We start from the raw sequence: 12,585 nt of genomic DNA on the forward strand, positions 1-12,585 counted from the left end.
AGCCATGGGCAAAGAGACCGGAGAACCACAGCATACCCCCTCGCATACCCAAGTGAAACGTTACATCACAGCTGCGCCGATCTGGCTCACAGATTTTGATCCACTCGCCATTCAGGCCTGCCATTCTGTGATCCTGTCGGCACTTGTGAGTTGATAAAACGTTTTATCATCCACAAAACCTGATGCGGTCTCTCTCCCCTGCCTGCCCTCCCCGGCGCAGTGCGGGACATCTGCATCGAGACGTGACCTTCACTTCACAAGGATCAGACACATGGCCAAGTCCCCCGCCAAATCCACCATATGGGAGTTTCTGCAGAGCCTCGGCAAGACCTTTATGCTGCCGGTCGCCCTGCTGGCCTTCTCCGGTATCCTGCTCGGTGTCGGCAGCTCGCTCACCAGCGATGCGGTCAAGCAGAGCATGCCCTTCCTCGACAACACCGTGCTGCAACTGCTGTTCCTCTGGATGACCAAGGTGGGGCTGGTGGCCTTTATCTACCTGCCGGTGATGTTTGCGGTGGCCATTCCGTTGGGGCTGGCGCGGGAAGAGAAGGGAGTCGCGGCCTTTGCCGGTTTCGTCGGCTATGCGGCGCTCAACCTCTCCATCAACTTCTACCTCACCGTGGCCAACGTCATCGGTGACGCGGCGGCGGAGAAGGCCTACGGGGTGAAATCGATCCTCGGCATCAGCTCCATCGACACCGGGATTCTGGGGGCCATCATAGTCGGGGTGATCGTCGCCAAACTGCACGCCCGTTTTTACACCTACCGGATGCCAGATGCGCTCGCCTTCTTCGGCGGTGCCCGCTTCGTGCCCATCATCACAGTGCTGGTGTTGGGGGTTGTCGGCCTGGTCGTGCCGTTCGCCTGGCCCTGGTTTGCCGCCGGCATCAACGGTATCGGGGCGCTGATTTCCCATGCCGGCCCCTTCGGTCCCTTTCTGTTCGGTACCGGTGAGCGTCTGCTGCTGCCGCTTGGTCTGCACCACATTCTGGTGGCGTTGATTCGCTTTACCGAAGCGGGCGGCACGTCGCTTGTGTGCGGCAACGAGGTGAGCGGCGCGCTCAATATCTTCTACGCCGAGCTCTCTTGTGCTGACACCAGCGGCTTCTCGGTCTCTGCCACCTCCTTCCTCTCTCAGGGCAAGATGCCTGCCTTCCTCGGCGGTCTGCCGGGTGCGGCGCTCGCCATGTATCACTGCGCCCGCCCGGAAAATCGCGGCAAGATCAAGGCGCTGCTGGTCTCTGGTGTGGTGGCCTGCGTCATCGGTGGCATCACAGAGCCGCTCGAGTTCCTGTTTCTGTTCGTGGCTCCTGTGCTCTACGTCATTCACGCCATCCTGACGGGTCTGGGCTTTATGACCATGGGGCTGCTCGGCGTCACCATCGGCAACACCGACGGCAACCTCATCGATTTTCTGGTGTTCGGCGTGCTGCAGGGCACCGCCACCAAGTGGTATCTGGTGCCGGTGGCGGCAGCTATCTGGTTTGCCATCTACTACAGCGTGTTCCGCTTCGCCATCGTGCGCTTTAACCTGAAGACCCCGGGCCGCGAGATTGAGACCAGCGAGGCAGCCCAGCCCGCGGGCAAGAAGGCCGGCAACAGCGGCTACAACGGTGAAATCATCCTCAACGCCCTGGGCGGCGCCGACAACATACTCGCGCTGGACAACTGCATCACCCGTCTGCGGATGTCGGTGCAGGACATGAGCCGGGTCGATGACAAGGTATTGAAAGCAAACGGCGCCATCGGGGTGATCAAGCTCGATGAGCACAACCTGCAGGTGGTGATCGGCCCGCAGGTGCATCTGGTGAAAAACCAGCTGCAGAGCTTGATGGGGGCCTGATCCGGCCAATGACATTCGAACGGGGGGCGCAAGCCCCCTCTTTGCCTCTCCCAATATGTCTCCTGTTTATGGAGGGAGAAAATTAATGCGCAATATTTATGACTTCGACCACGTGGTCGACCGCCACGGCACCTACTGCACCCAGTGGGACTATGTGGCCGACCGTTTTGGCCATGCCGACCTGCTCCCCTTTACCATCTCCGACATGGATTTCGAGACCGCCCCCTGCATTCGCCAGACCCTGGCAACCCGGCTCGAACACGGGGTTTTTGGCTACAGCCGCTGGAATCACGACGACTTCAAGGGGGCTGTGAGCGACTGGTTTGCCCACCGTTACGGGGCGAGCCTCGACCCCGAGACGCTGGTCTACGGCCCCTCGGTCATCTATGTGATTGCCCAGCTGGTGAGCCTCTGGTCGGCGCCGGGGGCGGGCGTGCTGGTGCATACCCCCGCCTACGACGCCTTCGGCAATATGCTGGCTGCCAACGACAGGGTGCTGCTGCCTTGCCCGCTCAAAAAAGAGCAGGGGAGTTACCAGATCGACTGGGAATGTTTCGAACAGCAAGCGGCACGCCCCGATTGCCGGATTTTGCTGCTGTGCAGCCCCCACAACCCCACCGGCCGGGTCTGGACACGCGATGAATTGAGCCGGATGGCCGCTATCTGCCAGCGCCACGGGGTCAAGGTCATCTCGGATGACATCCATATGGATATAAGCTTTGCCCGCTACCTGCCCTGGAGTGAAGTGGCGCCGGACGATCACTGGGCGCTGGTGAGCTCGGGCTCGAAATCTTTCAATATTCCGGCCCTTGGCGGTGCCTACGCTTTTATCGCCAACGGTGATGCGCGGGCTGCCTATCTGCAGCGGCTCAAGGCGGCCCACGGCCTCTCATCGCCGCCCATTCTCGGGGTGCTGGCCCATATCAGCGCCTATCGGGACGGCGGAGCCTGGCTTGATGCGCTCAAATCCTATCTGCACGGCAACCTCACCCAAGTGGAGGCGCGGCTCAACACCGCCTTCCCCGCCATCGACTATCGGGTGCCCGATGGGGCCTATCTCGCCTGGATTGACTTGAGCGGCCTCGGCATCGACTCGACCGAGCAAATGGATGCGCTGCAAGCCTTGCTGGTGGAGAAATACCGGGTCGCCATCATGCGCGGCGACACCTACGGCCCGGAAGGCAAAGGCTATATTCGCCTCAACGTCGGCTGCCCGCGATCTAAGGTAGATAAAGGCCTCGACGCCCTGATCTGCGCACTCACCGATCTATTGAGAGATTAACGGAAGGGAAACACCCATCAGCGGGCCGCCCAAGGGCGGCTCGCTGCATTTTGGGAAGCCATTTAGCGTGGCTCTTCGGTGCGAAACAACACCTTGCCGCAGGCGAGGCAGGTATGGCGAAAGCGGTGATCAAACCAGCCGGTTTGGGGATGACTCAGCACCTTGTCAGAGCCGCAGGCGCAGCAGAGGGCGTTGAGCGTATCCCCGGTGGCACACTCGGGATGGACGCTCAGGTACTCGGCGCGGGCGTGGCGCCTGTCCCAGAAACGCATGGCATAGAGGCTGGCCGCAAGGGCAAGCAGGCCAAACAGCCATAAGAGGTCCATGATGTGACTCCTTGGTGAGAAAGCGCGATAAGGGGCCTGGATCAGAGAATGGCGCGGCTGCGAAACAGCACCTTGCCGCAAGCAAGGCAGGTGTGACGCAGGCGGTAATCACCGGAGCCGGTCAGCGGGCTGAACAGTACCTTGTGGGAACCGCAGGCGTAGCAGCTGGCGTTCTCGTCATCCTCGGTGGCGCACTCGGGATGCAGGTTGAGGTACTCGGGCAGGGTGGGCAGCTTGTCCCAGTCGGGCTGAGTGACAGAGCGGTTCTTGAGGATGATGCCGGCGGTCACCAGACCCGCCAGGGTGAGCAGTACGTCAGTCAATTCCATGAGCGTCAAGGCTCCGTCCGTGAGGGGCCGCAGGGCCGTGGGATATGCAGTTGCAATATGGCTCCTATCTTATCTTTCCGTGGGCTGAGTGTGCTATCCCCGCCTGGGTGGCCGGTACGGCTGGCGGATTGGCTCTGCTCTCTTTAGCTGGTGTTGAAATAAACAGAGGGGCCCTCGGCCCCTCCTGTTGCACATCGGATCAAACGCCCTCGTCAGGCCACCTTGCTGCCTGCCAGAGTGCGGGCCAGCAGCCCTTCCGGGTTGTGGATGGCCTCCCTGGTCTTCACATCGATAACCTCGATATTGGCGAAGCGCTCCCGGTTCTTGATGGCCACATCGTGGGCCAGGATGACACAGCGAGCCTTGGCTACGTCCTTGGCGCTGATGCGGTTGATGATGCCGTTGGCGCCTTGTGTCTCCACCTTGAGCTTGATGCCTGCCTTGGCGGCCGCCTTTTGCAGGCTCTTGGCGGCGAGGAAGGTGTGGGCCACGCCGGACGGGCAGGCGGTGATGGCGAGCACGTCAGCTTCCCCTTCCGCTTCGATGATCTGATAGCCGCTGTCGGTGGCTGTCACTGTCTCATCCTCGGTGACCGGCTTTTTCAGCAGGTTGACGATAAGGGCCGTGGTCAGGGCGCCGAGCACGGTTCCCAGGATATAACCCATCTTGCCTTCCACCACAGGTAGCACTATCCAGCCACCCCAAGGGGCATGGTTGATGCTGTGCATCATGAAGCCAGTGATGTTGCCGACGATGCCGCCTGCGACTATGGCCGGAATGACACGCACCGGGTCGGCGGCGGCAAAGGGAATGGCCCCCTCGCTGATGCCGATCATGCCCATGATGGCGGCCGCCTTGCCTGCTTCACGCTCTTCCTTCTTGTAACGACGCGGGGAGAGCAGGGTCGCCAGCGCCATGCCAAGCGGTGGCACGCAGATGGCGATGCCGACGCCGCCCATCAGCCAGGGCTGGGTGTTGACCTGGGTCTGGGCGAACAGGGTCGCCACCTTGTTGACCGGGCCGCCCATGTCAAAGGCGGTCATGCCACCCAGGATGGCGCCCAGCATCACCTTGCCGGAGCCCGCCATGCTGGAGAGCCAGTGGTTCATCCCCTCCATCATGGCGGCGATGGGCGCACCTATGACCCACATGACGATGCCGCACACCAAGAAGGTGCCGATCAGCGGATAGATGAAGATGGAGCCGAGCGAACTCATGGAGTCCGGTAGTTTTATGCGTTTGAGCTGATTGACGATAAGCCCGGCGATGAAACCCACCAGGATGGCGCCGAGAAAACCTGTGTGGAACTGCTGCACCGCTATCCAGGAGCCGATCATGCCGGGCGCCAGGCCCGGTTTGTCCGCCATTGAGTAGGCGATGTAGCCGCCCAGTACGGCGGTAAAGAGGGTGAGCCCCGCTATCCCCATGTCGGCCATGTCCTTGAGCACGCCCGCCTCGGGCACGGCGCCCTTGCCGCTCATCATCACCGAGAGTGACAGCAGCACGCCCCCCGCCACTATGAAGGGGATCATGTGGGAGGTGCCAAACAGCAGGTGCTGCTTGAGGGTATTGAGCTGGGCCTTGATGCTGCGATCCTGGGGTTCAGGTGCACTGGCTCTCGGTTGAGCTGCTGCCTCGGCGCGCACCGGTTGCTTGCCGGCTAGGCCGACAGGCGCCGTGGCCGCCAGCAGTGACAGCACCTCGGCCTTGCTGGTGGCCGCCTGCATCCGGGGGATAAAGCCGGGTTCCAGCAGCTTGGTGGAGAGCTCGGCCAGCACCTCGATATGGTGGTTGGCGCCGCCCGCCGGGGAGGCAATCATGAAGAACAGTTTGGAGGGCAGCCCATCTTCGGCGCCGTAGTCGATCCCCTGCCGGCTGATGCCGATGACGATGGCAGGCTGCAATACCGCCTCACTCTTGGCGTGGGGCAGGGCAACCCCCTGTTCAAAACCCGTGTTGTCGAGGTTTTCCCGCGCCCAGAGGTCGCGTATGAACTGATCCTGATTGCCTATCTTGCCGCAGGCGTTGAGTCGGGCGGCCAGTTCGACAAACAATCCCTGCTTGTCGTTGGCCGTTATGTTGAGGCAGATCAGTCCTTCATCTATCAAGGTGGTGAGCATAGGCGTCTCCTGGCTCTGCGAGCCCTGGTGATATGAGTAACGAATGGAGCAAACGATTGACCTGCCTATTGTTTCGCCCAAGCCATGTCACCGAAATCGGATATATGTGCCCTTTACTGGATTTTTGTGTCAATGCCCCGGCCCTGTGAGCAGGCTCGCACTTTGATTGTCAGGTGAGTACTGGACTGAATGGATTTAAATCTGTTTAAAAACAAATGCTTGCTTGTTTTTCTGGAATGATGGGCAAGAGGAGTCGCGGTTCCCCCTCTTGCAAAAGGGAAGGTCGGGACGGGGTTTTGAACTCTTTAACCTCTTCTTGAATGTGAGCCGTTTGGCAAAAGTGCTGCCGGGGAGGGGGATCTTCTTTTGCTGCCTATGCCTGTACTGGTAAGCAGGGGCAAGGAAAGGAGGCCAGGCATAAGCAGTCGCAGAGGATTGGCCGCCTTGGGTATATGCATAGCCCCTTGATATTGCAGCACAATCTGGGTGGCAGAATGGTCTGCTTCCGGCTTGGGGAGCATGGGCGTCATGGCTTCATAAGAAGCCATCACCCATTTTTTAGATTGGTTTATAGATAATCAATCGTTTATTTCGTTGGGCGGTTATGGGGATCGGGGTGTCTGACTAGGTGAGCAGGTTGGCCAATAGCGCCGTCAGCCAGTCTTAACCTTGTCATGCTAACCCAATGATATAAGGAGACATTCTGATGGAAACACTTGACCAGAAGATCGACGCCATGAGTGAAGAGCTCAAGCAACAGGAGCTCAAGCAGGCCCACGACAAGTGGCAAGTCAGAGTCGATGAACTGCAACAGATACGGGCAGGGGAACGGCAACCGGAAGAGGAAGAGGTTGAAGAGTAGCCCCTGATATTGCCACTGGCCGATAGCCACGCCAGTTGTCATCGTCATCAAGCAGAAAAGAACAACCCCCGCCACCCGCAAGGGCAGTGGGGGTTTCTATTAGCCAGGCGGTGAGCGCCATCAAGGGCAGACTAACGGTGACGATGATTTCCAAAGAAAAACAACAAGGGCCATCAGTGATGGCCCTTGTGCGTTTATTCAGTCATTGAACCCGTGCCGGGTTCACGCCTTAGCAGCGGTTGCCGGCGCGGGCGACCCGGCCTTCGGCCAGCAGCTGGTAGTGGCCGGTGGCGGCAGGGACAAAGGCGGACTGGCCCTTCTCGAGGCGCAGCATCTCGTCGCCCTGCTTGAGCGTCACAGTGCCATCGATGGCAAACAGGATCTCGGCGCTGGCGGTGGTGAGCTGATGCTCACCTGCCGGATAGACGCTGAAGGTGAAGTCCGGCACCGGCACATCGAAGTGCTGCACCGCCCCTTCCACGCGGGGGGCCAGCAGGATCTGGTCATCCGGCTTGGGCAGGCAGCGGGTGCAATCCAGCAGCTCTGCCACGTCTATGTATTTGGGGGTGAGACCGGCGCGCAGCACGTTGTCCGAATTGGCCATGATCTCGAGACCGGTACCACGCACATAGGCGTGGGGGGTGCAGGCATCGAGGAACATGGCCTGACCCGGCTGCAGGGTCACCACGCTGAGCAAGAGCGGCGAGAAGAGTCCCACATCCCCCGGGTACTGGGCGGCCAGGTTGGTGATGAGGGCAAAGGTTTCTTCATCCTGATGCGCGGCGGCATAGGCCAGCAGGCCCGCCAGGGCGTCTTCCTTGCGTGCCCCTTGTAAAATCAGCAGCTGGTGGAAGAAGTGCTGCAGGCCAGCTTCGTTCTGGTTGGCGACAAAGGCCGCGACCAGATCGGCGATGGCCGCCAGCTTGACCCGCTCGAACAGCGCCAGGATGGCGGGAATGGCACGAAAGCCGTTCATCGCCTGATAGGGGGTGAGGGCAAACACCAGCTCGGGCTTGTGATTGGGGTCTTTGTAATTGCGATTGCCCGCCTTGGGGTCGATGCCAGCGGCTTCTTCTTTGGCAAAGCCAGCTTCAGCCTGGGCCTTGCTCGGGTGCACCTGGATGGAGAGGGCCTTCTCGGCGCACAGCACCTTGAACAGGAATGGCAGGCTGCCGAAACGGGTGACTGTGGCCTCGCCCAGTGCGGTGGCCGGGGCTGTGTCGATCACCACCGAGAGCTTCTGCGTACTGCCCATCAGGGTCACCTCGGAGCAGCCGTTGGGGTGGGCGCCCATCCACAATTCGGCCTGGGGTTTGCCCGTTGGATTTGGGATGCCAAACAGGGTGGTGAGGGAGTCATGGCTGCCCCAGTCGTAACCTTGAATCGGATTTTGCATTAACAAAAAAGAGGGCAGATCGCGACTGCTCATAAGGGATGCCTCATTTAGTGTGAAGAAAGTCGGGTGAAGAAAAGGGTGGCATTGCTGCTGTGGGCCGGACTATAACATGGGCGGTTGTGGCCGCCGCAACCGCTTGCCTCTCTCTATTTGATCAGGATCAGCATGTCACTTATCTTCAGCCAACTGCTCGATGGCGCCCTCCATGAGCAAGCTCCTTTTGAGCAGATCTGGTTTGCCCAGGATCAGGGGGTGCCGCCCAGTTTCAGCTATCAGGTCAACTTTCCCCGCCTCGAACTGGTGTTCAGCGGCGAATACCTCAACCAGGTCTGGGACAAGGAGCAGGGCTGCAAGGAGATAAGCGTACTGCCGGGACAGGCGATCTACATCCCGCCCAACGGTTGGAACAAGCCACTGTGGACCACGGACTGCTCGGTGCTGAGCCTGCTGTTTGGCAAGCGCCAGCTCGGTTTCAGCCTGGTGAGCAAGCGACGGGAAGACCCGGATTTTTTCGATGTGCAAAAGCACAGCATAATGGCGCGGGCCGGCCACGTGATCGAACACATACTGGCTGCGCTCAACGTGCTGACCGAGGATCCCGGCCGCTCCCCCACCGACAACCACCTGTTGCAGGCGCTGCTCACCAGTGCCCGCCAGCTGCTGGCGGAATCCGCTGCCGAGCGGCCAAGAGGGGCAGACCTGTTTCATGGCATCTGCATCTATATCCAGGAAAATTTTCACCGCCCCATCACCCGCGACTCCATCGCCCACCGCTTCAACGTCTCGGCTAGCCACCTCTCCCACCTGTTTCGCGAGCAGGGCCACATGCGCCTGGCCGATTACATCAGCTGGGTGCGGATCGACAGGGCCAAATTCATGCTGAAAAAATACCGCTTCCGCCTTGAAGAGGTGGCGAGCCGCTGTGGTTACGGCGATGTGAACTATTTTTGCCGGGTGTTCAAGCAAAAGACCGGGCTGACCCCCTCACAGTATCGCTCTCTGAGTCAGCCGCAGGGGCAGGGAGATAGGCTGGTGGTATGAGTCATGCCGCCGTCTGGGCCAGAGTACAGCAGGGCTGGCTGGCGCCGAATGTATGCAGGGGCGAGCGAGCCGGCCGCATTGTGATCCAGTACTCGACTATGGTCTGACATGCGTGCTCGCCATTTGATTATGAAAACGAATGGGCTAAGATGGCCGCGCGCAACTTACAGATTGATAACAAACGGAAGTTAGGAGATGCCGATGGAAAGCAAAGTAGTTATCCCGACCCAGGGCCAGAAAATCACAGTCGATGCCAACGGCAAGCTGCAGGTTCCCAACCATCCGATCATTCCGTTTATTGAAGGGGATGGCATCGGTGTGGACGTGACCCCGGCCATGTTGAATGTGGTCAATGCCGCGGTCGAGAAAGCCTACAAAGGCGAGCGCAAGATCGCCTGGATGGAGATCTATACCGGCGAGAAGTCGACTCATATCTATGGCGAAGGTGCCTGGCTGCCGGCCGAAACCCTGGATTTCATTCGTGAATATTGCGTGGCCATCAAGGGCCCGCTGACCACTCCGGTCGGCGGCGGTATTCGCTCCCTCAACGTGGCCCTGCGTCAGGAGCTGGATCTCTACATCTGCCTGCGCCCGGTCCGTTACTACGAAGGTACCCCGAGCCCGGTCAAGCGTCCTGACCTGACCGACATGGTGATCTTCCGCGAAAACGCCGAAGACATCTACGCCGGTATCGAGTGGAAGGCGGACAGCGATGAAGCCAAAAAGGTTATCGCCTTCCTGCAAAACGAGATGGGCGTGAAGAAAATTCGCTTCCCCGAGTCCTGCGGCATCGGCATCAAGCCCATGTCCAAGGCCGGTACCGAGCGTCTGGTGCGTGCCGCCATCGAGTATGCCATCGACAACGATCGCGACTCCGTGACCCTGGTGCACAAGGGCAACATCATGAAGTTCACCGAAGGTGCCTTCAAGGATTGGGGCTATGCCCTGGCCCAGAAAGAGTACGATGCCCAGCTCATCGACGGTGGCCCCTGGTGCTCCTTCAAGAACCCGAAAACCGGCAAGACTATCGTGGTCAAGGACGTCATCGCCGATGCCTTCCTGCAACAGATACTGCTGCGTCCGGCCGAGTACGACGTCATCGCCTGTATGAACCTGAACGGTGACTACATCTCCGATGCCCTGGCCGCTCAGGTCGGTGGTATCGGTATCGCCCCTGGCGCCAACATCGGCGACGGTGTGGCCCTGTTCGAGGCGACTCACGGCACTGCGCCCAAGTATGCAGGTCAGGACAAGGTCAACCCGGGTTCGCTGATCCTCTCTGCCGAGATGATGCTGCGCCACATGGGCTGGGTCGAAGCGGCCGATCTCATCATCAAGGGCATGGAAGCGGCCATCGCCAACAAGACGGTCACCTATGACTTCGAGCGACTGATGGAAGGCGCCACCCTGCGCTCCTGCTCCCAGTTCGCCCAGGACATGGTCGATCAGATGTAAGCGGTAAGACTGAAATGCAAAACCGGCGCCATGAGCGCCGGTTTTTTTATGGATGAAGAGCCAAGGGATTTATTGCGCCTGCTCTACGTGTTGCTGATAGCGCTGCTGCCATTTGCTGCTTTCGGCTTCATCGCCCTGCGTCTGCCAGAACTCGCAGATGGAGTTGGCGAGCTCGGATGCCATGGCGTGATCTCCATCGCGGCGACTCATCAGATATTGTCCCAGCCAGCTTTGATATTGTTTCATTGCCCGATCTCCTTATCTAAGGTGCCCTTGTTGTTACTCGTCTGGCAAAACAGCCTCTCGACTGTGGCCAGACCTGACTCAACCAGGTCACTGTTTTTCTGCGCTCCTCTGTTCGTTGTTATCACCGGATTGGGTAGCGATCTCGCGGGATAACGGTGTGAACGGGGCGCAGATGTCAAAAAACGGACCCTATCCTATCACAAAATAACCAACTTGGGGGGATTGGCAGCCGAAGGAGGAGACGTGACGTGCTCACACTCAGGGCAAAGGGTGTGCCATCTTGCTGATCCATGAAGAGAAAAACCCGCCAGGGTGGCGGGTTTTTCGGGTGAAAAAAGATCAAATTTTGGCGGTGGCCAGGTATTTTTCCATCTCCTCGGCGGGCACCATGCCGCCGCCGGTAGCCCATACCAGATGGGTGGCTCGGGCCAGGGTAGCGGCATCGAAGCCGCGCTCCGCCTGCCACTCGCGATCGGCCGCGACGCGCCACGGGCCCGGCATGCCGGCCAGCGCCGAGGGTTCGAGTTTGATCTGCTCATCCCGCGCCAGCAGCCCCAGCAGGTCATACATCTCCTGATCGCTCAGGGTATAGAAACCATCAAGCAGCCGCTCCATGGCGCGGCCGACGAAGCCGGAGGCGCGCCCCACCGCCAGGCCGTCGGCGGCGGTGAGGTTGTCGATACCCAGATCCTGCACCGCGATGTTATCGTGCAGACCGGTGTGTACCCCCAGCAGCATGCAGGGGGAGTGGGTCGGCTCGGCAAACAGGCAGTGTACGTGGTCACCGAACGCGAGCTTGAGACCAAAGGCCACGCCGCCGGGGCCACCGCCCACACCGCAAGGCAGATAGACGAACAGCGGATGCTCGGCATCCACCTTGATGCCCATATCATCGAACTGCTTTTTCACCCGCTCGCCCGCTACCGAGTAGCCGAGGAACAGGGTGCGGGAGTTCTCGTCGTCGATAAAGAAGCAGTTGGGATCGCGCTCGGCCTCCTTGCGACCCTGCTCCACCGCCACCCCGTAATCCTCGGCATACTCCACCACTATGACGCCGTGCTCGCGCAGCTTGCGCTTCTTCCACTCCCGCGCATCGGCGGACATGTGCACTGTGACGGTAAAGCCGAGCTTGGCGCTCATGATGCCGATGGACATGCCGAGGTTGCCGGTGGAGCCCACGGCAATGCTGTACTGGCTGAAGAACTGGCGAAACTCTTCGCTGAACAGCTTGCGATAGTCATCTTCTTCGCACAGCAACCCGGCCTTGATCGCCAGCCGTTCGGCGTGGGTCAGCACCTCGTAGATGCCGCCGCGTGCCTTGATGGAGCCGGAGATGGGCAGGTGACTGTCTTTTTTCAGCAGCAGCTTGCCGGTGACCTCGACACCGTAACGCGTATTGAGCGTTGCCTGCATGGCCGGGATGACGGCGATCTCGGACTCCAGAATGCCCTTGCTGGCGCGGGTCTCGGGGAAGGCTTCGCACATGTAGGGAGCGAAGCGGGCAAGCCGGGCTGAGGCATCCGCCACATCGCTGCCATCCAGCCCCACATGGGGAAGGCCAACCGCCAGCGTGCTGGCCTTGGGGTTGAACCAGGTCACTGGCTCGAGTGCGATCAGGGATTGCACCAGCGGGAATTGGGTAATGAGTTGTTGGACGTCGATGTTTTTCATGGGATGTCTCGGTC

Annotated in this window: 11 protein-coding genes; 5 read left to right on the forward strand and 6 right to left on the reverse strand. The window is 60.0% G+C overall.

Translation table 11 applies throughout. From position 1 onward, the window contains the following. Positions 1 to 271: 271 nt before the first annotated feature. Both malX and BN1128_RS20155 read left to right on the forward strand, forming a co-directional pair. Complete coding sequence (gene malX, locus BN1128_RS20150; protein WP_042872099.1) at positions 272 to 1,843, forward strand: maltose/glucose-specific PTS transporter subunit IIBC; 1,572 nt, start codon at positions 272 to 274, stop codon at positions 1,841 to 1,843. 85 nt (positions 1,844 to 1,928) lie between these two features. Next, positions 1,929 to 3,125, forward strand: a complete 1,197-nt coding sequence (locus BN1128_RS20155) for a MalY/PatB family protein (RefSeq protein WP_042872101.1) — start codon at positions 1,929 to 1,931, stop codon at positions 3,123 to 3,125. Between the two features lie 62 nt (positions 3,126 to 3,187). Here the strand turns inward: BN1128_RS20155 and BN1128_RS20160 are convergent, their stop codons facing one another. The 3 genes from BN1128_RS20160 to BN1128_RS20170 all read right to left on the reverse strand — a co-directional run bounded on the left by BN1128_RS20160 (position 3,188) and on the right by BN1128_RS20170 (position 5,900). Continuing rightward, a complete protein-coding gene (locus tag BN1128_RS20160) occupies positions 3,188 to 3,451 on the reverse strand; it encodes a hypothetical protein (RefSeq protein WP_042872103.1) in 264 nt (87 codons plus the stop codon). 41 nt (positions 3,452 to 3,492) lie between these two features. Further along, the gene (locus BN1128_RS20165) at positions 3,493 to 3,780 is read right to left on the reverse strand and encodes a hypothetical protein (protein ID WP_052445543.1); all 288 of its coding nucleotides are present in this window, start codon (positions 3,778 to 3,780) and stop codon (positions 3,493 to 3,495) included. 212 nt (positions 3,781 to 3,992) lie between these two features. Continuing rightward, positions 3,993 to 5,900, reverse strand: a complete 1,908-nt coding sequence (locus BN1128_RS20170) for a PTS fructose transporter subunit EIIC (protein WP_042872105.1) — start codon at positions 5,898 to 5,900, stop codon at positions 3,993 to 3,995. A 706-nt stretch (positions 5,901 to 6,606) separates the two neighbouring features. Between BN1128_RS20170 and BN1128_RS25645 the strand changes: the two genes are divergently transcribed. Further along, complete coding sequence (locus tag BN1128_RS25645) at positions 6,607 to 6,762, forward strand: hypothetical protein (protein WP_005312738.1); 156 nt, start codon at positions 6,607 to 6,609, stop codon at positions 6,760 to 6,762. Positions 6,763 to 6,991: 229 nt separating this feature from the next. Here BN1128_RS25645 and manA read toward each other — a convergent pair whose 3' ends face one another. Further along, a complete protein-coding gene (gene manA, locus BN1128_RS20175) occupies positions 6,992 to 8,191 on the reverse strand; it encodes a mannose-6-phosphate isomerase, class I (RefSeq protein WP_042872107.1) in 1,200 nt (399 codons plus the stop codon). Between the two features lie 132 nt (positions 8,192 to 8,323). On the opposite strand from manA, the gene BN1128_RS20180 reads away from it, so the two are divergent. Next, positions 8,324 to 9,199: a helix-turn-helix transcriptional regulator gene (locus tag BN1128_RS20180; protein ID WP_042872109.1), complete on the forward strand. Its 876-nt coding sequence runs from the start codon at positions 8,324 to 8,326 to the stop codon at positions 9,197 to 9,199. 201 nt (positions 9,200 to 9,400) lie between these two features. Next, positions 9,401 to 10,654 carry an NADP-dependent isocitrate dehydrogenase gene (icd, locus tag BN1128_RS20185; protein ID WP_005312750.1) on the forward strand — a complete coding sequence of 418 codons (1,254 nt, stop codon included), beginning with the start codon at positions 9,401 to 9,403 and terminating at the stop codon, positions 10,652 to 10,654. 69 nt (positions 10,655 to 10,723) lie between these two features. On the opposite strand, the gene BN1128_RS25650 is transcribed toward icd, so the two are convergent. Further along, a complete protein-coding gene (locus BN1128_RS25650) occupies positions 10,724 to 10,900 on the reverse strand; it encodes a hypothetical protein (protein WP_156140558.1) in 177 nt (58 codons plus the stop codon). 339 nt (positions 10,901 to 11,239) lie between these two features. Continuing rightward, complete coding sequence (locus tag BN1128_RS20190) at positions 11,240 to 12,571, reverse strand: D-serine ammonia-lyase (RefSeq protein WP_042872111.1); 1,332 nt, start codon at positions 12,569 to 12,571, stop codon at positions 11,240 to 11,242. Positions 12,572 to 12,585: the final 14 nt, after the last annotated feature.

The organism is Aeromonas piscicola (assembly GCF_000820005.1).
GTDB lineage: Bacteria > Pseudomonadota > Gammaproteobacteria > Enterobacterales > Aeromonadaceae > Aeromonas > Aeromonas piscicola.

What these genes read in the sequence shown, in the direction of transcription:
- BN1128_RS25650 (WP_156140558.1), bottom strand. Translation starts at nt 10,900, where the DNA reads ATGAAACAATATCAAAGCTGGCTGGGACAATATCTGATGAGTCGCCGC.
- BN1128_RS20160 (WP_042872103.1), bottom strand. Translation starts at nt 3,451, where the DNA reads ATGGACCTCTTATGGCTGTTTGGCCTGCTTGCCCTTGCGGCCAGCCTC.
- BN1128_RS20190 (WP_042872111.1), bottom strand. Translation starts at nt 12,571, where the DNA reads ATGAAAAACATCGACGTCCAACAACTCATTACCCAATTCCCGCTGGTG.
- BN1128_RS20165 (WP_052445543.1), bottom strand. Translation starts at nt 3,780, where the DNA reads ATGGAATTGACTGACGTACTGCTCACCCTGGCGGGTCTGGTGACCGCC.
- icd (WP_005312750.1), top strand. Translation starts at nt 9,401, where the DNA reads ATGGAAAGCAAAGTAGTTATCCCGACCCAGGGCCAGAAAATCACAGTC.
- BN1128_RS20155 (WP_042872101.1), top strand. Translation starts at nt 1,929, where the DNA reads ATGCGCAATATTTATGACTTCGACCACGTGGTCGACCGCCACGGCACC.
- malX (WP_042872099.1), top strand. Translation starts at nt 272, where the DNA reads ATGGCCAAGTCCCCCGCCAAATCCACCATATGGGAGTTTCTGCAGAGC.
- manA (WP_042872107.1), bottom strand. Translation starts at nt 8,191, where the DNA reads ATGAGCAGTCGCGATCTGCCCTCTTTTTTGTTAATGCAAAATCCGATT.
- BN1128_RS20180 (WP_042872109.1), top strand. Translation starts at nt 8,324, where the DNA reads ATGTCACTTATCTTCAGCCAACTGCTCGATGGCGCCCTCCATGAGCAA.
- BN1128_RS25645 (WP_005312738.1), top strand. Translation starts at nt 6,607, where the DNA reads ATGGAAACACTTGACCAGAAGATCGACGCCATGAGTGAAGAGCTCAAG.
- BN1128_RS20170 (WP_042872105.1), bottom strand. Translation starts at nt 5,900, where the DNA reads ATGCTCACCACCTTGATAGATGAAGGACTGATCTGCCTCAACATAACG.